General features: G+C 61.2%; 18 protein-coding genes. 9 read left to right on the top strand and 9 right to left on the bottom strand.

The window, feature by feature from the left end; genetic code table 11:
• Positions 1–55: 55 nt before the first annotated feature.
• The 3 genes from LMG28727_RS05580 to LMG28727_RS05570 all read right to left on the bottom strand — a co-directional run bounded on the left by LMG28727_RS05580 (position 56) and on the right by LMG28727_RS05570 (position 3,887).
• Positions 56–1,099: an alpha/beta hydrolase gene (locus LMG28727_RS05580; protein WP_201641292.1), complete on the bottom strand. Its 1,044-nt coding sequence runs from the start codon at positions 1,097–1,099 to the stop codon at positions 56–58.
• Positions 1,100–1,263: 164 nt separating this feature from the next.
• The gene (locus LMG28727_RS05575; protein WP_201641291.1) at positions 1,264–1,557 is read right to left on the bottom strand and encodes a hypothetical protein; all 294 of its coding nucleotides are present in this window, start codon (positions 1,555–1,557) and stop codon (positions 1,264–1,266) included.
• 167 nt (positions 1,558–1,724) lie between these two features.
• A complete protein-coding gene (locus LMG28727_RS05570) occupies positions 1,725–3,887 on the bottom strand; it encodes a hybrid sensor histidine kinase/response regulator (RefSeq protein ID WP_236591614.1) in 2,163 nt (720 codons plus the stop codon).
• A 224-nt stretch (positions 3,888–4,111) separates the two neighbouring features.
• Here LMG28727_RS05570 and LMG28727_RS05565 point away from each other — a divergent pair, with 224 nt between their 5' ends.
• From LMG28727_RS05565 to LMG28727_RS05540, 6 genes are all read left to right on the top strand, one after another.
• The gene (locus tag LMG28727_RS05565) at positions 4,112–5,656 is read left to right on the top strand and encodes an FAD-dependent oxidoreductase (RefSeq protein WP_201641290.1); all 1,545 of its coding nucleotides are present in this window, start codon (positions 4,112–4,114) and stop codon (positions 5,654–5,656) included.
• Positions 5,657–5,729: 73 nt separating this feature from the next.
• Positions 5,730–5,912 carry a hypothetical protein gene (locus LMG28727_RS05560; RefSeq protein WP_201641289.1) on the top strand — a complete coding sequence of 61 codons (183 nt, stop codon included), beginning with the start codon at positions 5,730–5,732 and terminating at the stop codon, positions 5,910–5,912.
• Between the two features lie 134 nt (positions 5,913–6,046).
• Positions 6,047–7,264 (top strand): HlyD family secretion protein, encoded by a 1,218-nt coding sequence (locus tag LMG28727_RS05555; protein ID WP_201641288.1) that lies wholly within the window; start codon positions 6,047–6,049, stop codon positions 7,262–7,264.
• A 132-nt stretch (positions 7,265–7,396) separates the two neighbouring features.
• Entirely contained in the window at positions 7,397–7,693 is a 297-nt protein-coding gene (locus LMG28727_RS05550; RefSeq protein ID WP_236591613.1) for a DUF4148 domain-containing protein, read from the top strand.
• A 67-nt stretch (positions 7,694–7,760) separates the two neighbouring features.
• Positions 7,761–9,350: a DHA2 family efflux MFS transporter permease subunit gene (locus LMG28727_RS05545; protein WP_201641286.1), complete on the top strand. Its 1,590-nt coding sequence runs from the start codon at positions 7,761–7,763 to the stop codon at positions 9,348–9,350.
• 1 nt (position 9,351) lies between these two features.
• Complete coding sequence (locus tag LMG28727_RS05540; RefSeq protein WP_201641285.1) at positions 9,352–10,971, top strand: efflux transporter outer membrane subunit; 1,620 nt, start codon at positions 9,352–9,354, stop codon at positions 10,969–10,971.
• Positions 10,972–11,024: 53 nt separating this feature from the next.
• Here the strand turns inward: LMG28727_RS05540 and LMG28727_RS05535 are convergent, their stop codons facing one another.
• The 6 genes from LMG28727_RS05535 to LMG28727_RS05510 all read right to left on the bottom strand — a co-directional run bounded on the left by LMG28727_RS05535 (position 11,025) and on the right by LMG28727_RS05510 (position 20,033).
• On the bottom strand, positions 11,025–13,037 hold the full coding sequence (locus LMG28727_RS05535; protein ID WP_201641284.1) for an AI-2E family transporter: 2,013 nt from the start codon (positions 13,035–13,037) through the stop codon (positions 11,025–11,027).
• A 144-nt stretch (positions 13,038–13,181) separates the two neighbouring features.
• Positions 13,182–13,373 carry a DUF2934 domain-containing protein gene (locus tag LMG28727_RS05530; RefSeq protein ID WP_201641283.1) on the bottom strand — a complete coding sequence of 64 codons (192 nt, stop codon included), beginning with the start codon at positions 13,371–13,373 and terminating at the stop codon, positions 13,182–13,184.
• A gap of 191 nt (positions 13,374–13,564) precedes the next feature.
• Complete coding sequence (gene glgX / locus LMG28727_RS05525) at positions 13,565–15,781, bottom strand: glycogen debranching protein GlgX (protein WP_201641282.1); 2,217 nt, start codon at positions 15,779–15,781, stop codon at positions 13,565–13,567.
• A 495-nt stretch (positions 15,782–16,276) separates the two neighbouring features.
• Positions 16,277–16,747 (bottom strand): response regulator, encoded by a 471-nt coding sequence (locus tag LMG28727_RS05520; protein ID WP_201641380.1) that lies wholly within the window; start codon positions 16,745–16,747, stop codon positions 16,277–16,279.
• A gap of 473 nt (positions 16,748–17,220) precedes the next feature.
• The gene (locus tag LMG28727_RS05515; protein WP_201641281.1) at positions 17,221–18,897 is read right to left on the bottom strand and encodes an ATP-dependent DNA ligase; all 1,677 of its coding nucleotides are present in this window, start codon (positions 18,895–18,897) and stop codon (positions 17,221–17,223) included.
• Complete coding sequence (locus LMG28727_RS05510; protein ID WP_201641280.1) at positions 18,894–20,033, bottom strand: ligase-associated DNA damage response exonuclease; 1,140 nt, start codon at positions 20,031–20,033, stop codon at positions 18,894–18,896. Before LMG28727_RS05510 ends, LMG28727_RS05515 begins: the two co-directional genes overlap by 4 nt.
• Positions 20,034–20,281: 248 nt before the next feature.
• On the opposite strand from LMG28727_RS05510, the gene LMG28727_RS05505 reads away from it, so the two are divergent.
• The 3 genes from LMG28727_RS05505 to LMG28727_RS05495 all read left to right on the top strand — a co-directional run bounded on the left by LMG28727_RS05505 (position 20,282) and on the right by LMG28727_RS05495 (position 24,406).
• Positions 20,282–21,184, top strand: a complete 903-nt coding sequence (locus LMG28727_RS05505; RefSeq protein WP_201641279.1) for a YihY/virulence factor BrkB family protein — start codon at positions 20,282–20,284, stop codon at positions 21,182–21,184.
• 74 nt (positions 21,185–21,258) lie between these two features.
• A complete protein-coding gene (locus LMG28727_RS05500; protein WP_201641278.1) occupies positions 21,259–22,083 on the top strand; it encodes an alpha/beta fold hydrolase in 825 nt (274 codons plus the stop codon).
• Entirely contained in the window at positions 22,076–24,406 is a 2,331-nt protein-coding gene (locus tag LMG28727_RS05495; RefSeq protein ID WP_201641277.1) for a PAS domain S-box protein, read from the top strand. Before LMG28727_RS05500 ends, LMG28727_RS05495 begins: the two co-directional genes overlap by 8 nt.
• The last annotated feature ends 76 nt before the right edge of the window (positions 24,407–24,482 follow it).

The following is a 24,482-nucleotide window of genomic DNA, read 5'->3' as shown; positions in this document are numbered from 1 at the left end:
GAGCTCTCGCACCGCTCTCTTCTCACGCAAGCTGAAACAACGACGCACACGCTATTCAAACGCTCTCCAGCGGAACGCCGCCAAACGCCTGTCGCTGCGCCAGCGAAACAAAAGTCTGCGCATCGCGCGCGGCCTGCACCACTGCCGCCATCCCAAAGAACTCATGCGTCGCGCCGCGATAATTGCGATGCTCGACTGCCACACCGGCGCTTTGCAGTTTTTGCGCGAGCTTTTCGCCGTCTGAACGCAGCGGATCGATGCCGGCGGTCACGATTGCGGTCGGCGGCAGGCCTGACAGATCGGCGCTGACCACATCGATCAACGGACTCGTCAGATCGCTCTCGCTATTGATCACGTTATGCACGAACCACAGCATCATCGGCTTGCTCAACGGGCGCGCGTTGCGGTTCTCCTCGTAGGAGACCGACACGATGTTGTTGCTCGCCACCGGGTAGATCAGCGCCTGGTGAATCGGCATCGGTGTGTTCGCCTCTCTACCCATGTCTCGAGCACGAATCGACACGTTGATTGCCAGATTGCCGCCCGCGCTTTCGCCCATTACTGCAATTTTCTGCGGGTCGCCGCCCAGGCTCGCCGCACTGTCGACCAGCCAGCGCCACGCGGCGAAAGCGTCGTCGTGCGCGGCCGGCAAGCGATGCTCGGGAGCCTGCCGGTAATGCGCGGACACCACGATCGCATTGCTCTGCGCAGCGATGGACCGCGGCGTGGCGTCGTAAGTATCGAGATCGGCGATCACCCAGCCGCCGCCATGAAAATACAGAATTAGCGGAAACGGCCCCTCACCTTGCGGCCTGTAGACCCGCGCCGGATTACTGCCAAGTGCGCCCGGAATCACGATATCTTCGGTGCGCACCGCTTCCAGTTCCGGCGACGGCCGCGCGCTGAACGCGGGGTTGTTCATCAGCGTTTTGACCGCGTCGGCAGGAGTCGGCTGCCGTCTTGCTTCGTCGACGGTGCAATCTTCTATCGGTTTCGGGTTGAGACTTTTGAGCGCGTCGAGGACCGCCTTCATGTCGGGATCGGCATGGCCCGTGGGGTCCAGGCCGACCATGCCTTTGATGGTGTCGCTGAGTGTCATGGGAAGAGCTCCTGATGGATGAACGCATGAGTCCACCGGAGGTTTTCAAACTTCACGCCGGACGGCCACGCACACCGTTCGGTCGAGCAAGCACCATTCCTGTCGATAGGCCGTCAAACGTTCAGACTCATTTCAGCAACAGCGCGGCGATGACGGCCTCCGGTTCAATGTCCCTTCGTGTCGCTGCTCGCGTCGGCTCCGGGCGTGTTGGTAGTGTCGTTCATGGGCTTCGTCGTCTTCTTCGACCCCTTCATATGATGCTTGCTCGAATGCGCTTTGGCGCCCGATGCCTGCATGTCGCCGCCCTCGCGCGTGGTGCCCGCATTGGTGCCGCCACTCGGGTCATTACCGGCTGGGCCGCCGCCACCCCCGCCTGCACCTTGTGCCATCGCGACGGACGAAGCCGCGAGCAACGACGAAACGAGCAATGCCTGAGTGATCTTTCTGCTGAGCTTCATGACGATTCTCCTGTGCGAAAAGAAGTGTGGGTTGCGCCGGCTGGTCCAGCCGGAATCGCAAGCCTCACCATCGTTTCAGCAAGGGATGTGCCGCGACGCGTCAAACGTTTTAAACACGCAGGCTTGCGAGCGATGCACAGCATTCGGCGTGTAATGGCTGACGGACTTTACGGTTCGCAAGCGACCAGCGCGTGCAGATCGTCGATATTGAACGGCTTTGCCAGAATCGCCACGCCGAGGCGCCGCGCGCGGTCGAGTTCGTCGGCGTAGCCCGTCATCAAGGCGATTTTCTGCGACGGCCACGCGCTGCGGACTTTTTCCGCGAGGTCGATGCCATTGAGTTTGCCTGGCATCTGGATATCGGATAGCACGAGTTCGAAGCGTGCGCCGCCGGTCAGTACGTCGAGCGCCTGATCGGCGCTCGGTTCGTGGCGCACTTCGCAGCCGAACGTTTCCAGCACGGCCGCCACACCAGCGGCGACGTCTTCGTTGTCTTCCACCAGCAGAACGACGCCCAGCGGACCGGCTACCGACTGCTGCGTGGCCTCGGCACTCGCGGTGGCCGTACGCTCGCGGTGACGCGGCAAATACAGCCGCACCGTCGTGCCACTGCCCGGCACGCTGTCGATCTTGGCCGTACCGCCAGCCTGCTCGCACATCGACAGCACCTGGGCGAGACCCAAGCCGGTGCCGGAACCGCGCAACTTGGTGGTGAACAACGGCTCGAACGCGCGCCGCGCGACTGCCTCGGGCATCCCTTCGCCGTCGTCGGAGCAGGCAATCAGCACGTATTCGCCGTCGGGCAACAAGGTGTCGCTGCCCACCAGACGATTGTTCTGGCAGCGAATCACGAAGCGCCCGCCGCGCGGCATTGCATCGCGCGCGTTGACGGCGAGGTTCATGATCGCGAATTCGAGGTCGGTTGGATCGGCCAGCACCGGCCACACGTTATCGACCATGTTCAACGCCAGTTCGACGGTGTCGCCGAGCGCGGCGTCGATTAGCGGCGCGGCGGCGGGCAGCCAGCGCGCGAGCTCGACCTGTTCCTGTTTGAGCGGCTGTTTGCGCGCCACACTCAAAAGCCGGCGTGTCAGCGATTCGGCGGTAGCGGTCGCGCGTTCCACCGCGAGGACTTCTTTCTCGAGGTTGTTGTAGTTCTTGATCCGCGCGAGTTCGGTGTTGGCCGAGACCACCATCAGCAGGTTATTGAAGTCGTGCGCGACGTTGGCGACCAGATTGCCGAGTGCGCCCATTCGTTGCAACTGACGGCTCGATGCTTCGGCCGACAGCCGCATGGCCACCTCGCCCTGCCAGCGCTCCCACGCGCGGCGCTCGCCTTCCAGTTGACGCAGCGAATAGAACACCAGCAGCCAGATCGCGATGCAGGGCACCGCCGTGAGCGCGGCCATCAGGATGAAATGCTGCCGCCACGCTGCGGCAATCGACGAGATCGCATAAGCGCTCATGACGTAAAGCGGATAGTCGCCTACGCGGCGAAACGCGACCAGCCGCTCGACGCCGTCTACGGTCGACTTCAGGCGGATATGTCCGAACAGTTGCCGGTCGCGCATGACCTGCGTGAAAGCACTTTGTGTGGTGGGCTTCGCGCCGTTCGCCCATGGCGGATAGCGCACCAGCAGATTGCCGTCCTGCCGGTATAGCGCGAGCGCCAGCGAAGAGTCGCCGTTGGTCAGCTCTTCGTAAAACCGAGCGAAGTACTCGTTGCGCAGCGCGACCGCCACCACGCCGAGGAACTGGCCGTCGGCGCCCGAGCGACCGGTGGCGGTAGTGAATACATGGTTTTTCGACACCGTGCCGTACATGGGCAGCGAGAAATACGGCTGCGGCCGCATCGCTTTCGCCGCCCGGAAGTCCTCGCGCTGTTCGATCGACATGGACGGCGCGGGATAGGCGAGGCTCGACACGAGCAGGTCGCCAGTCGCGCCAAGCACGTAAATGGACGACACCTGCGGAAAGTCGCCGCCAATCTGCAGCAGGCGATCGTGCAGTTCCTGCTGGCGTGCGCGAATCTGCGCCTCGTCTGAATTGCCGAGTAACTCGACGACCCGCGAGGCCATCTGCTGATTCAGGTCCAGCACCTTGACAGCCTGCTCTTCGCTGACGCGCGCGAGCCGATCGATCATGTCGTTTGAATCAGCAATGCGACGCTGGTAATCGAAATAGCCATAGCCCGCGAGGCAGGCCAGCGGAAACACGATCGAAACGGCAAGCACGATCAACAACATGCGCCGCGTCGCCGCGAAATTACGCGACGGCATGGGGAAATCGACTGCGACACGTTCCGCACGCTGCACGGTCACGATCTCCATGAAAAGTTGTTGGTGGGATGTCAGGTACCGGATTGCCGCGCCGGTGTTCGCGCGCTATTTCCTTTTCCCTGAATTTACCGCACTTCGGCGGTTCTCCAAAGTATGTTCAGCCTGGAAACCACCCATTTTCATGAGGATTTTTCCGGGCATAGGGATTGCTGACGCACAAGCGCCGCACGGCTTTTGCGTCAATCCTGACCCGCACACTTCGCGAGGAACCGATCATGCCCACGAATGCACAACGCGTTGCGCAGTTGTCGCAATTGCGACCGGATTGCGCTGAGCGCGTCGTTGTGGGCGACGAACAGATCCTGCTGGTCCGCGACGGCGACACGGTGCATGCGTACGCGGCCGACTGTCCGCATGCGGGTGGCCCGCTGGAGAAAGGGGCAATCTGTCATGGCCGGATTATTTGTCCGTGGCACAAGGCGGCCTTCGACGTCGCCACCGGCAACGTTCTCGAACCGCCCGCACTCGTGGCGCTCGCGCGCTATCCGGTCGTCGTGAGCGGCGACGACGTGATGGTCACGCCGGAGAAATTGCGTCAACCGGTGCAGCGGGCCATCGAACGAAATCCCCATTACGTTGTGATCGGCGCAGGAGCGGCTGGCGCGGCCGCGTGCGCGGCGTTGCGTGAATGCGGCTTTGGCGGCCGCATCACGCTGGTCGGCGACGAACCGCACGCACCTTACGATCGCACTGCATTGAGCAAATTCGTCCCGTCAATGGAGATGGCGACCGCAGATGTACCGCCGCTGCTCGCCGCCGGCTGGCTCGAATTGCATGACGTCGAGCGAATCGTGACCAAAGTCGTGCGCCTGGATGTGCCCGCCCGGACGCTGCATTTCGACACCGGCGGCACGCTGACTTACGACACGGCCCTGCTCGCCACCGGCAGCGTGCCGAAGATCCCCCACCTCCCCGGCCGGGAGCTAGGCGGCGTACACGTGTTACGCAATCTCGACGATGCCGGCGCGCTAGTCGACGCGCTCGGCGAAAACGCCCAACAGGTGCGGGTGGCGATTCTCGGCAGCAGCTTTATCGGTCTGGAAACAGCGTCTGCACTGCGCAAGCGCGGCACGCCGGTCAGCGTGATTTCCCCCGAGACCATCCCGTTTGAAAAGCAGTTCGGCGAACGTGCGGGCCAGATGTTCCGCGCGTTGCATGAACGCAATGGTGTGGTGTTTCATCTCGGCGCGAAGGTGGCATCGCTCGAAGGCGAAGAAGGCAATGTGCACGAGGTGATGCTCGAAGGCGGCGAACACATTGCCGCCGACGTCGTGCTGTTAGGCACGGGCGTTGCTCCTGCAACCGGGTTTGTCGAAGGATTGCCGTTGCAGAAGGACGGCGGCGTGATCGTCAATGCGGGCATGCAGGCTGCGCCGGGTCTCTACGCGGCAGGCGATATCGCGGTGTTCTCGCTGCACGAAAACCAGGAACCGTTGCGTGTCGAACACTGGCGCGTCGCGCAACAACATGCACGAATCGCAGCGGAAAACATGTGCGGTGCGCGAAATCACTACATGGGTGTGCCGTACTTCTGGACTTATCACTTCGGCAAGCGCTTCGAATATCTCGGCCATGCGAACGAGTGGGACGAAATCGTGGTCGACGGCGAACTGGAACAGCAGCAATTCGTCGCGCTGTATGTGAAAGACGGCAACGTGGTCGCCGTGCTGGCCTGCGAACGCGAAGCACACACCGCGCGTTTGATCGACGCGATGGGTGGTGGGCTTTCGCGCGCGCATGCGCTGGAGATCATCTTGTGAATCGCGCACCGTCATTAATCGTGACATCGCGCGCTTGATGGGTTACCTGAAGGAATCGGAAGGAGAAGTCGCTATGACAACACATAAGGAAAAGCACCCGCACGCCGACAAGAGCGAAAAGCAGATCGACAAAGAGGTCGAAGACAGCTTTCCCGCCAGCGATCCGCCCTCCACGGGCGGCGCCACGAAGATTGTGCCGAATGAGGACGCCCCCTCGAAGCACAAGCCATCCGCCGACAAACCGGATGCGCGCTGAGTCACCGCTAGTCAAGCGGCGTTCTGCGTTATCACCTCAATTGGACCAGAACCGCCCCGATGCGTCGACGCATCGACGGGCGGTTTTCTTAGCCCCGCTTTTATCAACCCTCTGAAACGACGGGACGCATCGCCATGTCAGACGAGACCGGCTCCGCTCACGACGAGCAGGATAAGCAAGAAAATCAAGCTGCACACGACGGAAAATCTGCTGAGAAAAAAGACGACGGCCAACGTCGCGATGACAGCGAAGACGATGACGGCAACAAGAAAAGCAACGGCAAAAATGGCGACGACGGCGATGAAGGCAAACGCAAGAAGCCCGGCAAAAAGCCGCTGATCATTCTTGCCATCGTGGTGATTATTCTGGCGATCGTTGCGTTTGTCTGGTGGTTCGCCACCCGTAACCAGATCACCACCGACGACGCGTACACCGACGGCAATGCAATCACCATGGCGCCGAAAGTCTCGGGCTATGTGGTGAATCTGGCCGTCAACGATAACGTCTACGTGCACCGCGGCGATCTGCTGGTCGTCATCGACAAGCGCGACTATCAGGCGAAGGTCGACGAAGCGCAGGCGCAGGTCGGCCTTGCAAAGGCGCAATTGCATGCGGCCGAAGTCCAACTCGACATCGCGCGGGTGCAATATCCGGCACAGTTCCGTCAGGCTAAAGCGCAGACCTCGTCGGCTGAGGCGAATTTCCGCCAGGCGCAAGCGCAATACGTGCGTCAGCATGCGGTCGATCAGCGTGCCACCTCGCAACAGAACGTCGATACCGCCGACGCGCAGCGGCAATCAGCCAGCGCCAGCGTCGAGCAGGCGCGCGCGCAGCAACAGACCGCGAGCCTCGTGCCGCAGCAGATCCGTCAGACTGAAGCAACCGTCGAAGAGCGCCGTCAGCAGGTTCAGCAAGCCGAAGCCCAACTCGAGCAGGCGCAATTGAATCTGTCTTATTGCGAAGTGCGCTCGCCGTCCGATGGCTGGATTACACGACGCAATGTGCAACTGGGCACCTTTCTGCAAGCGGGCGTAGCGCTTTTCTCGATCGTGACGCCTGAGGTCTGGGTCACGGCGAATTTCAAGGAGTCCCAGCTTGAACGGATGCGTCCGGGAGACAAGGTCACCGTCGGCGTCGACGCGTTTCCGCAACTGCATTTGCACGGTCACATCGATAGCGTGCAGCTCGGCACCGGTTCGCGCTTCTCGGCGTTTCCCGCTGAAAATGCCACCGGCAACTTCGTGAAGATCGTGCAGCGGGTGCCGGTGAAGATCGTCATCGACGACGGCGTGCCGCACGATCATCCACTCGCACTCGGCTTGTCGGTGACGCCAAAGGTGTTTCTGAAATGATGCCGCTCATTGCGCGTACGATTTTTTCGCCGGCGTGGCGGCGTCGACTGCACACGCTTCAGCTTCAACGCCCGTCAAGGCACGCTTCATGCTGGAAAGAGCTTCATGAAAGCCACATTGAGGGAGCCCATCATGAACCCGTTCCTCGGACGTCAAGCCAGTCGCACCTTTGCCCGCGTCGTCGCTGCATCGGTGCTGACCGTGGCGAGCGCGCATCTCGTGCAGGCGCAGCAGCCTGCCGCGACCTCGCAAAACAGTACGACCACCCGCAGTGCCAAGAAGGCGGAATTGAAGAAGCTCGAACAGAACGGATATCAGCCGAGTGCGACCGATCAGCAGTATCCGCAGGACGTCCAGAATGCGGAGAAGAAAGCGAACGGCGCAACGGGCGCGACCCAGCCTCCGCAAGGCGCGCAAACTACGCAATAAACCGCTATCGCAGAGTTGCCGCAAGAGCTTGTCGCGCCTCGCGCCACCCTTTTGACGCGAGGTGCGCATGAGTTCAGCCGACGCATCCGCCAGCAGTCAATCGAACTGGAAACCGGCGGCTAACCCGTGGCTCATCGCGATTGTCGTGACGCTTGCGGCATTCATGGAAGTACTCGACACGACGATCGTCAACGTCGCATTGCCGCATATTGCCGGCACCATGTCGGCCAGTTATGACGAAGCGACGTGGACACTGACGTCGTATCTCGTTGCCAATGGCATCGTGCTGCCCATCTCCGGCTTTCTCGGACGACTACTCGGCCGCAAACGCTATTTTCTCGTCTGCATTATCGCGTTCACAATCTGCTCGTTTCTCTGCGGCATTGCCACTGACTTGTGGCAACTGATTGTCTTCCGTATTTTGCAGGGCTTTTTTGGCGGCGGTCTTCAACCGAACCAGCAGTCGATCATTCTCGACACCTTCCCGCCAGAACAACGCGGCCGCGCGTTTTCGATTTCGGCGGTGGCGATCGTGGTTGCGCCGGTACTGGGGCCCACGCTTGGCGGCTGGATCACCGATAACTTCTCGTGGCGCTGGGTGTTTCTACTCAACGTACCGGTGGGTGTGATCACCACGCTCGCGGTGTTTCAACTGGTCGAAGATCCGCCGTGGAAAAAGAAAGGCGACTCGAAAGTATCGGTCGATTACATCGGCATTACGCTGATCGCGATCGGGCTTGGCTGTCTGCAAGTGATGCTCGATCGCGGCGAAGATGCGGACTGGTTCTCGTCGAACTTTATTCGCACGTTCGCGGTGCTCGCGGTGGCAGGGATTACCGGCGCCATAGTCTGGCTGCTTTATACGAAGAAGCCGGTGGTCGACCTGCGCTGTCTGAAGGATCGTAACTTCGCGCTCGGCTGTGCGACGATCGGCGCATTCGCGACGATTCTGTACGGCAGTGCGGTGCTGGTGCCGCAACTCGCCCAACAGCAACTCGGTTATACGGCGATGCTCGCTGGGCTCGTGCTGTCGCCGGGCGCTGTGTTGATCGTGCTGGAAATTCCAATCATCAGCAAGCTGATGCCTTATGTGCAGACGCGCTTTCTGGTCGCCACCGGCTTTGCGTTACTCGCTGCCTCGTTGATGTATTCGCACCGGCTCGTGCCGAACATCGACTATGCAACGCTGGTGAAAATGCGTAGCGCGCAATCGCTCGCCATCGGTTTCCTGTTCGTGCCGATTACGACACTCGCCTATCTGACCGTGCCGCCGCGCCTGAACGACGACGCGTCGGCGCTATTCACGATGTTTCGCAACGTGGCGGGGTCGATCGGCATTTCGCTGTCGACCGCGCTGATCCGCGAGCGCTCCCAGGCTCGCATGGCTCACTTGTCCGGTCACATGTCCCAGTTTTCGCAGAACTACAACGACGCCATTCAACGCAACGCGCAGACCATCGCCGAGATGACCGGCGTGCCGTTTTCGCAGGCCACCCAAACTGCCACTGGCCACATGTACAACGAGTTCATTTCCCAATCGACCATTCTCGCTTATATCGACGTCTTCGCGATCCTCGCCATTTTTTGTGCGCTCTGCATTCCGATGACGTTCTTCTTTTCTCCGGCGAAGGCGGCCGGCGGCGCTGGAGGACATTGAGATGACGCGCGCGAGGTTCAATTTCCGGCTGACGTCCGTGACGCTCGCCCTGCTGCTGGCCGGTTGCACGGTCGGTCCTGATTTCCATGCGCCGAACGCCGACGTACCGGCGCAATGGCATGATCCGCAGCGCACAGCGGCGAGCGCCACGGGCGCGTCCGAGGCCAGCGTGGCGTCGGTTCCCACGCTCGACACCGATCCTGATCCGCACTGGTGGCGCAACTTCAGCGACCCTACGCTCGACGCGCTGATCGAGCGCGCCGCCCGCAGCAATCTGGACCTGCAGGAAGCGGTATTGCGTATTGCCGAGGCGCGTACGCAGGTTCAGAGTGCCGCGGCGCAGGGATTGCCGGACGTGCGTGCCACCGGCAGCTACCAGCGTGAACAGCTCGGCGTAAAAGGCTTTCTTGAATCAGGCGGCGTGTACGACAAGGTCAATCAACTCGGCGCGCCGAATTCGCCCGTCAACGCGATCGCGCCAGGCGCAGGCGCCACGTTGCAAAACGGCGCAAACAACGTGCTGAATCAGCTGACGGCGCCGATCAACCTGTGGCAAGTCGGCTTCGATGCATCGTGGGAACTGGATCTGTTCGGGCGCGTACGCCGCTCGGTCGAAGCTGCCAATGCGCAAACCAGCGAGGCAATTGAAAGCCGTAACGACGCACTGCTGTCGCTCGAAGCCGAGGTCGCACAGACGTACATGCAACTACGCGGCGCGCAGGCGTTGCACGACATTGCCGTCAGTCTCGTCGACCAGCAACGCGAGATCGTCGAGTTGACACAGAGTCAGGCGAAGGTCGGGCTTGCCAGTGAACTCGATGTGAAGAGTGCCACCGCGCAACTGGCGCAGACGCAGGCGCAATTGCCGCAATATGAGCAACAGATTGCGCAGGCGCTGAACGGTCTTGCTTATCTGGTCGGCGAGCCGCCCGGCGCACTGGAGGCGCAACTCGGCACACCCGCTGCGGTGCCGCCGGTGCCGCCCACCGTGCCGGTGGGTTTGCCATCCACCCTGGCGCGCCGCCGTCCGGACATCCGGCGTGCGGAGGCCAGTCTGCATGCGGCTACGGCCAATGTCGGCGTCGCAGTTGCGCAGTTCTATCCCGACGTGTCGCTGACGGGCCAGGTGGGAACACGCGCGACCAGTGCGAGCTATCTCTCCAGGTGGTCGTCTCTGTTCTACTCGTTTGGACCGAGTATCTCGCTGCCGATTTTCCAGGGCGGCGCACTGGTGTCCAATTTGCAGATGTCGAAGGCGCAGCAAGCCGAAGCGGCGCTCGATTATCGTAAGACGGTACTGATGGCGCTGCGCGATGTGGATAACGCTCTCGTCGTGTATCGCACGGATCAGACGCGGCGCGATTCGCTCGGCGATAGCGTAGCGGCGCAGCAGGCATCGTTCGACCTGGCACGCGACAGCTATCGCAAAGGCATTACCAGTTTTATCAATGTGCTCGATGCGGAACGGCAATTGGCTGAAGCGCGTCAGCAATATGCGCAGGGCACGATGCAGGTGAGCACCGATCTGGTCTCTCTGTATAAAGCGTTGGGTGGGGGTTGGCAGGACGACACGCACGCTTCGTCTTCAACCATGGCGCCAGCGCAGCAGAGCGGCGGATAGTCGCGCTGCATGAGCCAGGTGGGCGCTACCGAAGGCGGGAGTGAACACGCCCGCTAGACATCCACCACGACTAGCGTCTCCTGCTCAACCTGCTGCGGCCCCTGCTCGACCCGCCGGCAAGCCGCCACGATCTCTCGCAGCGACGTGGCATAACACTCCGCGCCCATTGCGCTTTGCAGATCCGCGCTCCACTTCTGTGTATCTTCCTGCACCCACAGCCCCACCACGATCGACACCTTCGGCAGCCGCGCGCGGATCCGCCTGACCAGATAGCGCAAATGCGAAGGGATGCCGTCGATCTGTAAATAGAGAATGCAGACAATCCCTACATCGTCCGCTTCGAGACGGTCGATCGAAGCACGCGACACGGCTTCGTGCGGTAACGAGCGTGCGGCAAAGCCGTGCTTGCCGAGCAACTGCAACAGGATGGTCGTCGCGAGGGCGTCGAGCGGACCGCGCCCGGGGATGCACAATACGCGCGAGTTGGCCAACGGACGCGCGGCGTCGGCCGTGTAATGCGCCGCGCTGTGCTGCGTAGTCTCGACAGTCGCCACCACGCGCGTATCGCAGGTCTCGTCCCGTGTCTCTGCCGACGGCCCCACCGCACTCCAGTTTTCCTCTACCACCGGCGGTGCTGGTTCGATATCGTCATAACTGTCGAGGCCATCCACCAGATCGTTGGTGGTCGCCTCGATTCGCGCGAGTTGCGCGGTGGTGACGCTGCCGCGCACCACATCGATGGTCGCAAGCTGCAATCCCTTGATCGCCACTTCGTCGTAATACGCGGACAGCGAACGCTCGCGCAACAATCCTTCGGCCTGCTCGATCGCTTCATCCGGATCGCCCGCCAGCGCCCTTTGATAAAAATTTTCGACAGGCGTGAGTGCGGGCTGATCGCCGAGCAACACGTCGAGAAATTCCAGCCGGCGCACATGTCGCCCCAGCACCAGCAGACACAGTGTGAGCGGTGTCGACAGGATCAGGCCTATCGGCCCCCAGATCCAGCTCCAGAAAATCGCGGCAACGACGACCGAAAACGGCGAGAGCCCGGTGCTGCGTCCGTATAGCAATGGCTCGACCACCTGCCCCACCAGCAACTCCACGGTGACAAACAAGGTCAGCGACCAGATCGCCATCGCCCACCCGGGACTCACCGCGGCGGCCAGCGCGGTGGCGAGCGTCGCCGATATCCAGATGCCAACGTAAGGCACGAGCCGCAGCAACGCGGCAAGAATGCCCCATAGAATCGGACTCGGCACGCCGATCAGAAACAGTCCCGCGCCGATCACGAGGCCCACCCCTGCATTCAGCCCGAGTTGCGACACGAAGTAGCGGCTCAGACGCCTGGCCGCTTCGTCCATGACAGTCGTCGTGCGATGCAGATCGCGCGAGCCGAACAGTCGAATCGCACGGTCCCGCAAATCGTCGCGTTGCAACAGGATCACGATCATGACGACGAACACGATAAACGCGGTTTCTAGCGGGCTGATAGCCGGCGACAACACCCGCCTCGCCAGTTCGAACGGCGTGGGCACCGGCTCGCGCACTTCGACGGGCACGGCTGACGTGGGCCGCGAACTGGCAGGCGACGTCGCGCTTTGCGTGGTTTCGGGCGGCGGCGCAGGTTCGATCGTCGCGCGTTGCAACGCCTGACCGGCGGCGCTGGCAAAGCGGTTCAACCTGCCTATCGTCAGAGTGTGGACGGTATCCATCTTTTGTTCGATGGTCACCTGATAACGCGGCATGCCGGCGGCGAGATCGGTCAATTGCGTGGCGATGAGCGCGCCGAGTAAGCCAATCACCGACATCGAAATCAGCATGGCGGCGAACACCGACGCAACGTGCCCGAGCCTGAGTCGCGCCAGCGAGTCGACCAGCGGCGCAACGAGAAAGCTCAGCAAAATGGCCAGCGTGATCGGAATCAGAACGGCGCTGGCGAAGTACAGGCAGGCCACTGCCGTGACGCCGACACCCAGCGCCACCAGCCCGTCGACGCCGAACGCAGCGGGTGGCGCCTGAATGCGCGCGGCAGGCCGCGCGGCGCGTGGGTCGGTTGAGTCCTTCATGGGTTCGATGGATGCGGTTGCAATGACACGAGGTGGTTTAGGTGGCTGCGAAAGCTCGCTCGAATTGCAAACGCCGATGGCGTCGCGGACCTGATTCCGCGGTGACGGCATCGGCGTCGCCAGTCGCTGCGCAGCGCTTTTTACTTATTTGGAAGGCTCTTTCGCGGGCTCGTCCGCAATCGGCCCACTTTCTACGGGCGGCGCTTCCTTCTCGATCTCAGCGCGAGCCTGCTCCCAGTACTCGTCCGGGGTGCCTTTAGGATCCGTGGCCTGCTGCCACAGGTAGTAGGCGCGCGTGCGAACCTGTTCCTCTTGTGTGCCCTGTTCCTGTTCCATTTGATCACCCTGGTTAAGACGTGGCAAAGACCGAAATTGGCCATGCTCCGCGCCACGTTGCCTTGGCAAGCGGCGCGCAGTCATTGGCAATCGAGCAAGCCCTGTACCTGGGGAAATCGGCGCGCTGGTGAACCGCGTGCTGGACGCTACGTGGCCACCTGCGCGCGTATGCCATTTCTGGCCCGCGGTCGTCAGGAAGCGGCGGCCGGCTCGCTGTCGTCAGTGGTCAGTTGCTCTTCCAGTCGATCGAACACACGCTGCGTCGCGCGGCTCGGCGCTTCGAGCGCGAACAGCAACAGCGAACGGCCCGTCACCTGATACGCGTCGCCCGCGCTGAATTGCGGCAACTCGGCGCGCACGGGCATATTGGTGTCGAGCAGGCACGTCCACTTGTCACCCTCCGGTATATCCGGCAGCGTGAAATTGACAACATCGTGATGCGCGTTGAACACCAGCAACAACGTGGCATCGGACGCGACGCGGCGAATTCCGCTGGCCTGCGCGCGTCCGTCGATCACGAGGCCAAAGCAGCGCATCGACGGATCGTCCCATTGTTCCTGCGAGAGATCGGTGCCGTCAGGTGAAAGCCAGCGCGCATCCGTTACATCGAGTGCCTCGTTATATTCGCCGGTGAGAAAGCGGCTGCGACGCAACACCGGCAAACGGCTGCGCAATGTAGCCAGATTCCTGACGAACTCGGTGAGCGCACGGCCATCGTCGTCGACGCCTTCCCAATCGACCCAGCTAATCTCGTTGTCCTGGCAATACGCGTTGTTATTGCCTTTCTGCGTACGGCCGAATTCGTCGCCCGCGAGAAGCATCGGCGTGCCTTGTGACAGCAGCAGCGTGGCCAGAAGATTGCGTTTCTGGCGCTCGCGTTGCTGACGGATATCCGCGTCGTCGGTCGGACCTTCGGCGCCCATGTTCCACGACTTGTTGTCGGAGTGGCCGTCCTTGTTGTCTTCTCCGTTGGCGTCGTTGTGCTTGTCGTTGTATGACACGAGATCGTTCAGCGTGAAGCCGTCGTGCGCAGCGATGAAATTCACGCTGGCCCACGGGCGCCGTCCGCGATGATTGAACTTGTCGCCCGAACCGGTCAGCCGGGTGGCAAAGTCGGCGACCTTGCCTTCGTCGCCCTTCCAGTATTCGCGCACGGTGTCGCGGAAGCGGTCATTCCATTCGGCCCAGCCCGGCGGAAAACCGCCCACCTGATAACCGCCCGGGCCGCAGTCCCACGGTTCGGCAATCAGCCGCACGCTGGAGAGCACCGGGTCCTGGCGGCAACTGTCGAGAAAACCGCCGCCTTCGTCGAAGCCATGCGTTTCGCGGCCCAGAATCGTCGCGAGATCGAAACGAAAGCCGTCGACCTTCATTTCCGTCACCCAGTAGCGCAGGCTGTCGGTCACCATTTGCAGCACGCGCGGATGCGACAGATTCAGCGTGTTGCCGGTACCGGTGTCGTTGATGTAGTAGCGCTTTTCATCGGGCATCAGGCGATAGTAAGACGCGTTGTCGATCCCTTTGAACGAGATCGTGGGGCCACGTTCGTTGCCTTCGGCCGTGTGGTTGTAGACCACGTCGAGAATGACTTCGAGATCGGCCTGATGGAAACGGTCCACCATTTCCTTGAATTCGGCCACGGAGTCCGTCGACGAAGCGAAGAAGCGCGGGTCCGCCGCGAAGAAACCAATCGTGTTGTAACCCCAGTAGTTGGTGAGGCCTTTATCGAGCAGATAACTGTCGTTGACGAAGGTCTGGACCGGCATCAATTCGACTGAGGTCACGCCGAGGTTCTTGATGTAGTCGAGAACGACCTGTTGCCCAAGTCCGGCGAAGGTACCGCGCAAATTCTCAGGCACGCCGGGATGCCGTTTCGTAAACCCGCGCACATGGGTTTCGTAAAAGATCACACGATCCCACGGCAACGCATTGCGTTCGGGGTGAGTCCAGGAGAAATTGGCATCGACGACCTTGCATTTGGGCACAAAGGGCGCGCTATCGCGCTCGTCGAATGACAGGTCGCCCTCTTCCGAGTCGAGCGTGTAGCCGAATATTTCCGGCGCCCATTTCAGTTCGCCGATGTGCGCCTTCGCGTAGGGATCGAGCAGCAGTTTGTTCGGATTAAAACGATGTCCGTTTTCCGGCTCGTACGGGCCATGCACGCGATAGCCGTATACCGCGCCGGGCTTGAGGTTGGGCACGAACACGTGCCAGACCTCGTCGGTATATTCGGGCAACTCGATGCGTTCGAGTTCTTTCTGACCGGATTCATCAAACAGACACAGTTCGACCTTGGTGGCGTTCGCCGAAAACAGCGCGAAGTTCACCCCGTTTCCGTTCCATGTTGCACCGAGTGGAAAAGGCGTGCCTTCCGCGATGCGTGTCGAGTAGTTGGTCTGGGATGGCATAGAGATTCCTGTGGATGCAAGAAGCGCTCGCGCGCATGTTTAGAACAGCCAGCGAGGTGAGATAGCAAATTCTAGACCTGACGCGCGGAGGATGGGTGTCAGCCCATGTGTGGCGGAGAGAAAACGGAGCTTCCCGTGGAGGCGTGGAAACTGCGTTAGTCGAAGACGAGTGGGGGATTAAATGTTCGATTAGTGAAAGCCAAAAATATTGTCAATATGCCTAATTAATCAAACGCCGTTCGAATCGCCCGTGACGTCAAAATGTTAAATCCAGATGGCTAACGACGAGTACGTGATATCGCCATGCAACCGCTGAATACGCTGCGAACGAAAATTGAAACGATGGACTTTCAACAGACAGTTGGCAGAAGTAACCCGCGCCGATTGCCACACACGCCAGGTATTTCGCCAGAAAACCATGAACCCGAAACTAGAACGCTTACCGCGACAGCTAGCGCTGATATAAACATCAGGCATTTCAGATGACTAGCGGCTTCAAGGTGGACCGGCCACATGAACCGCGGCTGCCGATTCGAGCACGCGCAACAGACGCTCGGGCGTCAATGGCTTCGCGCAGTGGGCGTCAAAACCCGCGGCTTTCGCCCGCACCCGATCATCGCGCGAAGCAAATGCGGTGCACGCGACCAGCAGCATGTGCGATGTCGCCGGATGAGCGCGCAAACGGCGCGCGAGTTCCAGCCCGTCGAGTCCTGGCATCTTGATGTCCAGCACCACCGCAAACGGCTGCCATTCGCAAGCGAGTTCACACACGGCCAGTGGATCTTCGAGTGCCCGGCACTCGAAGCCGTCGGCTGTCAGCAGCATCTGTAATGCTTCCGCGGCCTCACGATAGTCGTCCACCACCAGCACGCGACGATGCGAGACCATCGCATACTTGATGGGCCGCCACACCACGACGTCGTCACTGGCGTCGGCACTGTCTACTTTGTCGTCGAACGTCACCATCTTCTCCCTGGATTTACTGACGCCGCTGACGGGCACCTCGGAACACGCGCGCAAGATTCGCTCCTACTGCATAGACCACATTCACTAGTTGCCACACGCATGCTTCAACTCGATTGCCCATGCAGCCAAAGCGCCACTGCAACGGCTTGACGTCGCCGTCGTGAGTCACGGTGAAACGTAGATCCTGTTGCATCGATCTGTAGACCGGCGGACGCCTTTGGCGAATGGCTTGTGCATAGCCATGATCAAAGGCACTTCACTCGTGCACGTCGCCCATGCTCCGTGCATCATCCGGCACATGACGTTAGTGTTGATTTATTCGGCTATACACATTAATTGATGTCAGTCGAAAAAAGGTTTGCAAACCTTTACGGCTAACTTAAGCCGCCAACATCGGCGAGAACCATACTGAAGGATAAGCGAGGAATCGCGCGTTAAAACCAGCAACGCTTTAGGGGTTTGCGCTCAGCGGGTTATCCCGCACGATCGTCAATAAAGCCTTTTAACATGGCGAGCGTATCGGCATCGTCAATCTGTTTATCGGTCCGCCAACGCAGCATGCGCGGAAAACGCACCGCGACGCCCGACTTGTGACGCGGGCTTGACTGAATCCCCTCGAAGCCGATTTCAAACACGAGGGTAGGCGTAACACTGCGCACTGGACCAAACTTTTCGATCGTCGTTTTTCGCACGATCGCATCGACCTGCCGCATCTCTTCGTCAGTCAATCCCGAATAAGCTTTCGCAAACGGCACGAGCGTACGCAACCCATTCGCTTCGTCCCACACGGCAAAGGTGAAATCCGTATAGAGACTCGCGCGCCGGCCATGACCGCGCTGTGCGTAAACAAGCACGGCGTCTATCGCATAAGGATCGATCTTCCATTTCCACCACGTTCCCGAGGCTTTGGTGCGGCCTACCCCGTACATCGATTCGCGCTCCTTCACCATCAGCCCTTCCACCCCGCGTGTGCGGCTTTCTTCACGCAGCGCCGCGAGTGCCTGCCAATCGGACGCGTGAATCAATGGCGACACGCGTAACAGATCGTGCGCCAAGGTTCCGTCGAGAGAGGCGGCCAACTCATCCAGCTTCGCGCGGCGTTCGGCGAGCGGCGTCATCCGCAGATCGTCACCGCGTGCTTCGAGCAGATCGTAAGCGAGTAGCGCGGCGGGTGAATCGGCGAGAATTTTTTTCGTCAGCGTTTTACGGGCAATGCGCGGTTGCAAGCGCGCGAACGGCAACGGCGTGGCCGCGCCAGGCTCCCACGCGAGAATTTCTCCGTCGATCACGTAGCCGTCCGGCAATGCCTCGCCTAACGCAGCCACTTCGGGAAAACGGTCGGTGATCAGATCTTCACCGCGCGACCACAGCCATACACGTCCCCCTCGCTTGACGAGTTGCGCGCGAATGCCGTCCCACTTCCATTCGATCTGCCAGTGCGCCGGATCGCCAAGCGTCGCCGGATCCGCCTGCAACGGATGCGCAAGAAAGAACGGATACGGCAAGCCCATATCGCTGTCATGGATTGGCGCGCCGGCTTGCGTGTCATCAGCGGTAGGGTCCGGTGCAATCAAACGCAAATAACGCGCAGCACTAGGCGTCTGTCGCGAATCGGTCCACCCCACCATGCGTTGCGCAATCCGCTTGTGATCGACGCCGGCCACCTCCGCCAGCGCCCTCACCACGAGTTGCCGCGCAACGCCAACCCGAAAGCCGCCGCCTATCAGTTTTGTCAGCAGGAAACGGCCGCCCCAGTCGAGTTCGTCCCAATAGCTGAGCAAACGCGTACGTAATTCTTCGGGTGCGACGCCACGCAATGTCAGCACGCGTTGTTCGATCCATTGCGTAAGGCCCAACTCCGAACTACGTTGCGCTGGCGGCAAGATATGGGCGATGGTTTCCGCGAGATCGCCGACCGCGTGATAAGACTCCTCGAATAGCCACGGTGGCAAACCCGCCCGCTCACAGGCGATTTCGCTCAGCAAGCGGGTCGGCACCGATTGACGCGGTTTGCCACCCGCAAGGAAGTACGACGCCCACGCCGCGTCTTCCGGTTCGGCTACCGCGAAGTAACTCGTGAGCGCTTCCAGTTTGTCGTGGGTGGACGTGGTGGCGTCGAGCGCGGTGTAAAGGGCGGCGAAGCGCTTCATGAGTTATTCGCTATAGGGCTGTCGGCGCTCGTCGCGCTAGTTGACGTGTGAGCCGGGATGGGTGTTTCGTCGGCCCCTGCTGCATCGGCTTCAACCGTGTCATCCCCGTATTGCGTTTCAAAAGCGCCCGCCTGCAGCCCCTGTTCGCGTAGCCATCGCACCATCGGTTCGACCGAGCCATGGGTGACAATGACGCGTTGCGCATTCGTCGCCTGAATCGCGTTTTGCAGACTGGGCCAGTCCGCGTGATCCGACAGAACGAAGCCCCGGTCGACACCGCGCCTGCGCCGCGCGCCGCGAAGGCGCATCCAGCCCGATGCAAAGGCGTCACTATAGTCGCCAAAGCGCTTGAGCCACGCGCTGCCTTGCGCGGAGGGCGGCGCGACGATCAGCGCCTGTTTGAAGACGGCCTTGTCTTTCGCGGCGATTTCACTGACCAGACCGACCGGCGGCAAGCGCACGCCCGCCTCCCGATACGCGCGATTCAGCGGTTCCACGGCGCCGTGGCAAAAAATCGGTCCAATCGCCGCGTCGACGCTCGCCAGAACCCGCTGCGCCTTGCCGAACGAATAGCAGAACAGCACGGACGCGCGTCCTTCGGATGCGTTGTGACGCCACCATGAATCGATACCGTCGAACACGGCTTGCGGCGCGTCCCATCGATAGATAGGCAGGCCGAAGGTCGATTCGGTGATAAACGTGTCGCAGCGCACGGGTTCGAACGGATCGCAAGTCGGATCGGAATCGAGTTTGTAGTCGCCCGACGCCACCCATACGCGCCCCCGGTGTTCGATCCGTATTTGTGACGAACCCAGCACGTGCCCGGCGGGATGCAATGAGACGACCGTGTCATTGATCGCGAGCCGCTCGCCGTATGCGAGCGTTTGCAGCGTTATGCCCGGCAGACGCGACAGCAGCACGTTCGCCCCTGCCTGCGAAGCAAGATAATGCTGATGCCCAAACCGTGCATGATCGGAATGAGCATGCGTAATGACGGCGCGCTCGACCGGACGCCATGGGTCGATATAGAAGTCGCCCGGTGGGCAATACAGCCCCTCGGCGCGCGCAACGACGAGGTCCGCACTGAGGTCCGATTGGTCCGGCTCGATGTTCAACGGGTATTCCGATGGGTCCATCGGCGAGTTCCATAAGTCGGCCGCACGGCGCCTGTCGACGGTTGAGCCGGAGTGAACGGACGTTCGCACGAGCGTCCCCAGGCTGACGCCCAGTCGAAGCAAACAGCATTCCCGCCACGGCTGCCACAGGAAAAGCGCCCAAAATCCTTCAGGCTGTATGTGGCCGCGTTCGTGCTTGCGGTATAAAGCAGACAGGCGCGTCGATACGGCTGCCATCCGGCAAGTCCCGACTCGCTCCGCGAGGCTCCATGCAAATCATCCTCGATCAGCACGCGTTATATGTCGCGAAACATCCCGGTCGGTTTCTGCTGCAAACGCTGAAGGCATTTCGTGCCAACCAGGGGTTACTGCTTGCCGGCGCGGTCGCTTATTACGCGTTGCTGTCTATCGTGCCGCTGTTGATTCTGATCGTGATCGCGTTGTCTCGCGTCGTCCCGCAACATGTGTTGCTCGCCGCGCTCGCGCATTTGCTGCGATGGCTCGTGCCCGGACAATCGAACGCGCTGGTGCAGGAACTGACTCATTTTCTCGATCATCGCGCGGTAATCGGCTGGGTGCTGCTGCTGACCATGATCTTCTTCAGCTCGCTCGCCTTCACCGTGCTGGAGAATGCGATGTCGTTGATTTTCGTGCATCGCGTGGCGGTTCGCCGACGCCACTTCGTGCTGTCGGCGCTGCTTCCGTATTGCTACATTCTCTTTCTCGGCGTCGGTCTGCTGATCGTCACGTGCGTGTCGAATGCGCTCGAAACCATTGGCGCCCAAGGCCTTGAGTTATTCGGTCTGCATGTTTCATTGGAAGGACTGTCGCGCGTCGTGCTCTATCTGCTGGGGCTGGCTGGCGAGATTTTCGTGTTGACGTCGGTCTATCTGGTGATGCCGGTCGGTCGCCCGACGATCAAACGGGCGCTGTTTGGCGGCATCGTCGCCGCCGTGTTGTGGGAGATCACCCGGCATGTGCTGGTGTGGTACTTCGCCACCTTGTCGCAAGTCAGCGTCGTGTATGGATCGTTGACGATGGCCATTGTCATCCTGCTCAGCCTCGAATGGCTGGCCACCTTGCTGCTATTCGGCGCACAGGTGATCTCGCAATACGAACGGTTCGGGCATGAACCCATTGAGGCGGCGCAACCGGAGATTAAAACCGGTTGAGTACCGGCTCGAGTTCACGGTTATGTTCGCGCCTGCTGTAACATTCCTGTAGGCGCAGAACTCAGGATCCAACGATGAGCATCACGAGTATCACGCAGCGCAATAGCGTGCGGGTTTCCGGCAACGGCAAACGGACGATGGTGCTGGCACATGGCTTCGGCTGCGACCAGAGCATGTGGCGTTACCTGATACCGTCGTTTCACGACGACTACCGGACGGTGCTATTCGATCATGTCGGCAGCGGTTCGTCTGACCTGTCCGCCTACGACACCCAGAAATACAATTCGCTCGAAGGCTATGCCGACGATCTGATCGAGATCATCCGCGAGGTGGGCGGCGAGCCGGTGGTATTCGTCGGTCATTCGGTTAGCGCAATGATCGGGCTGATCGCGAGTCTCAAGGCGCCCCACCTGTTCGCGGCTCATGTGATGGTGGGCCCGTCGCCGTGCTATGTGAACGACGGCGACTATATAGGCGGCTTCTCGCGCGACGATATCGACGACCTGCTGCATACGCTCGAAGGTAACTACCTCGGCTGGTCGAGCAACATGGCGCCGGCCATCATGGGTGCACCGGAGCAACCGGAACTCGGCATCGAACTCACCAACAGCTTTTGCCGCACCGATCCGGAAATCGCCCGGCAATTCGCCCGCGTGACCTTTCTGTCCGACCATCGCGCGATACTGGCGCGCAGCGCCACGCCTACGCTGATCCTGCAATGCAGTGACGACATCATCGCGCCGCGCGCGGCCGGCGAGTACATGCACCGGATGATGCCCGGCAGCACACTGCACGTGATCGACAATATCGGTCATTGCCCGCACCTCAGCTCGCCGGACGCCTGCTCGGCCGCGATGTTCGCTTTTCTTGCGCCGATGAGCCTGTCACGCGATGCATAGCACGGACCCTTCTCCGCTATCTGCCGACGCACTGTACGAGCACGCGGCCTGCGGCCTGCTCGTGGCCGATGCCAACGGCCGGATCGAGCGCGTCAATGCCACGCTCTGCGGCTGGCTTGGCTACAGCGCCCACGAACTCGTCGGCGCCAGGCTGATTCAGGATCTTCTCAGCGCGGGCGGCAAGGTTTTCTACCAGACGCACTGGGCGCCGCTTCTCCAGATGCAGGGGTCGGTGGCCGAGGTCAAGCTGAACCTGATCCATCGCGACGGCCATATGGTGCCGATGCTGCTCAACGCGGTACGCCGCCGGCACGGCGACCAGACTTACGTCGAAATCGCCGTGCTGATCGTCGCCGACCGGCATCGCTACGAGCAGGAACTGCTGCTGGCGCGACGTAACGCCGAGGCGTCGGTGGCCGCCCATCAACTGGCGCAAAAAGAGCTGCAGGAAAGCCGCGACGTGCTCAGTCTGGCCATGCGCGGCGCTCGAATGGGCGCCTGGTCGCATGAGCCGAAGTCAGGCAAATTCTGGTGGAGTCGCGAACTCGAAGCGCTCGCGGGCTACGCCGAAGGCCGCTTCACGACCACACCTGGTGGCTTTTTCGAACTGATTCATCCGGGCGATCTGATCGCGCTCAACGAGGCGGTCGATCATGCGGTGGCGAGCGGCGACGACTACGTCGCCGAATTCCGCTTCATGCATGCCAGCGGCGACTGGTGCTGGATGGAAGGCCGGGGCCGCGCGACCTACGACCGTCAGGGCGAGCCGTCCACCATCTACGGACTCGGTATCGACATCACCGAGCGCAAGGAAGCGCAGACCGTGCTGCTGCGCCAGGCGGCAATTTTCGAGCACTTGAGCGACGCGATCGTGATCACCGATCTGCGCGGCAATATCACCGACTTCAACGTTGGCGGCGAGCGCATGCTCGGTTACCGCACGCGGGAAATTCTGGGTCGGCCGGTGTCGATCTTTCATCCGCCGGAAGACGCCCTGCGCGTTCGCCGCGAAGCGTTTGCCGCGCTCGCCACGCACGGCACCTGGCGCAGCGAGTTGACCTTCGTACGGCGCAACGGCTCGCGTGGGGTCTGCGAAACTGTCGTCAAACCGCTGGCGAATGCACGTGGCGATATCTACGGCGCGGTCTGCGTGAATCGCGACATTACCGAACGCCGGCGCGCCGAGCAGCAATTGCAGCGGCTCAACCTCGAACTCTCGAAGGCCGATCGACGCAAAGACGAATTCCTCGCCACGCTGGCGCACGAGCTGCGCAATCCGCTCGCGCCGATGCGTAACGTGCTGGAGATTCTGCGTCTGAAAGAATTCGCCGATCCGCAATTGAACTGGTCACGCGATGTGTTCGACCGGCAACTGCAACACATGACCCACCTGGTCGACGATCTGCTGGAAGTGTCGCGCATCACCCAGGGCAAGCTCGAGTTGCGCAAGCAACGGCTCGAACTCGCACGCGCAATGCAGTCCGCCATGGAGGCTGCACGGCCGAGTGTGCAGGCCTCGGCACATCATCTGAGCGTGACGCTGCCGCGTGAGCCGCTGTATCTCGACGCCGACCCGACGCGGTTATCGCAGATGATCCTGAATCTGTTGAATAACGCAGCGAAGTACACGCCGGCTGGCGGCAATATCTCTCTGGCAGCGGAGCGCGAAGGTGACGAAGCGGTGATCGTCGTGCGCGATTCGGGTATTGGCATTCCGCGCGAGCACCTGGACAGCGTATTCGAAATGTTCTCGCAACTCGCCCCCGCGCTGGATCGCTCGCAGGGAGGTCTCGGCATTGGTCTCGCGCTGGTGCGCGGACTGGCGGAATTGCATGGCGGCACGGTGGCCGCATTCAGCGGCGGTGCCGGTACCGGCAGTGAATTCGTGATTCGGCTGCCCGTGTCGCGCACAGCCGCTGCACCAGTCGATAACGCCGCGCCCGAGTCGACGCACGCGAACGGTTTGCGCGTTGTGATCGTCGACGACAATGCGGACGCCGCCGACAGCCTCGCGATGGTGCTCGAACTCGAAGGCCATGAAGTGCGCACGGCGGGCGACGGCATCGCCGGGTTGGCCTTGATCGGCGAATTTGCGCCACAGGCGGTGATTCTCGATATCGGCTTGCCGTTGCTGAACGGTTATGAAGTCGCGCGGCGCATCCGTGTCGATCATCGCGACGCCGGGATGCTGCTGATCGCCGTCACCGGATGGGGGCAGCAGCAGGACAAGGAGACCGCGGTGGCCGCGGGCTTCGATCATCATTTCACCAAGCCGGTCGATCCACGCGAATTGCAGAAGGTGCTGATCCGGCAGCGGGTTTGAGCCTGTCAGCCCGCTGTTAAAATGGCGCGATATCCGCCAGTCATCACGTCATGCTCAACGTCACCGCTTCCAGTCG

The sequence above is a fragment of the Paraburkholderia metrosideri genome (assembly GCF_904848625.1).
In the GTDB taxonomy this organism is placed as follows: domain Bacteria; phylum Pseudomonadota; class Gammaproteobacteria; order Burkholderiales; family Burkholderiaceae; genus Paraburkholderia; species Paraburkholderia metrosideri.
This window is presented reverse-complemented; position numbering and strand designations above follow the sequence as displayed.

Coding starts and splice junctions, on each gene's coding strand:
- LMG28727_RS05580 (WP_201641292.1), bottom strand. CDS start 1,099: ATGACACTCAGCGACACCATCAAAGGCATGGTCGGCCTGGACCCCACG.
- LMG28727_RS05575 (WP_201641291.1), bottom strand. CDS start 1,557: ATGAAGCTCAGCAGAAAGATCACTCAGGCATTGCTCGTTTCGTCGTTG.
- LMG28727_RS05570 (WP_236591614.1), bottom strand. CDS start 3,887: ATGGAGATCGTGACCGTGCAGCGTGCGGAACGTGTCGCAGTCGATTTC.
- LMG28727_RS05565 (WP_201641290.1), top strand. CDS start 4,112: ATGCCCACGAATGCACAACGCGTTGCGCAGTTGTCGCAATTGCGACCG.
- LMG28727_RS05560 (WP_201641289.1), top strand. CDS start 5,730: ATGACAACACATAAGGAAAAGCACCCGCACGCCGACAAGAGCGAAAAG.
- LMG28727_RS05555 (WP_201641288.1), top strand. CDS start 6,047: ATGTCAGACGAGACCGGCTCCGCTCACGACGAGCAGGATAAGCAAGAA.
- LMG28727_RS05550 (WP_236591613.1), top strand. CDS start 7,397: ATGAACCCGTTCCTCGGACGTCAAGCCAGTCGCACCTTTGCCCGCGTC.
- LMG28727_RS05545 (WP_201641286.1), top strand. CDS start 7,761: ATGAGTTCAGCCGACGCATCCGCCAGCAGTCAATCGAACTGGAAACCG.
- LMG28727_RS05540 (WP_201641285.1), top strand. CDS start 9,352: ATGACGCGCGCGAGGTTCAATTTCCGGCTGACGTCCGTGACGCTCGCC.
- LMG28727_RS05535 (WP_201641284.1), bottom strand. CDS start 13,037: ATGAAGGACTCAACCGACCCACGCGCCGCGCGGCCTGCCGCGCGCATT.
- LMG28727_RS05530 (WP_201641283.1), bottom strand. CDS start 13,373: ATGGAACAGGAACAGGGCACACAAGAGGAACAGGTTCGCACGCGCGCC.
- glgX (WP_201641282.1), bottom strand. CDS start 15,781: ATGCCATCCCAGACCAACTACTCGACACGCATCGCGGAAGGCACGCCT.
- LMG28727_RS05520 (WP_201641380.1), bottom strand. CDS start 16,747: ATGGTGACGTTCGACGACAAAGTAGACAGTGCCGACGCCAGTGACGAC.
- LMG28727_RS05515 (WP_201641281.1), bottom strand. CDS start 18,897: ATGAAGCGCTTCGCCGCCCTTTACACCGCGCTCGACGCCACCACGTCC.
- LMG28727_RS05510 (WP_201641280.1), bottom strand. CDS start 20,033: ATGGACCCATCGGAATACCCGTTGAACATCGAGCCGGACCAATCGGAC.
- LMG28727_RS05505 (WP_201641279.1), top strand. CDS start 20,282: ATGCAAATCATCCTCGATCAGCACGCGTTATATGTCGCGAAACATCCC.
- LMG28727_RS05500 (WP_201641278.1), top strand. CDS start 21,259: ATGAGCATCACGAGTATCACGCAGCGCAATAGCGTGCGGGTTTCCGGC.
- LMG28727_RS05495 (WP_201641277.1), top strand. CDS start 22,076: ATGCATAGCACGGACCCTTCTCCGCTATCTGCCGACGCACTGTACGAG.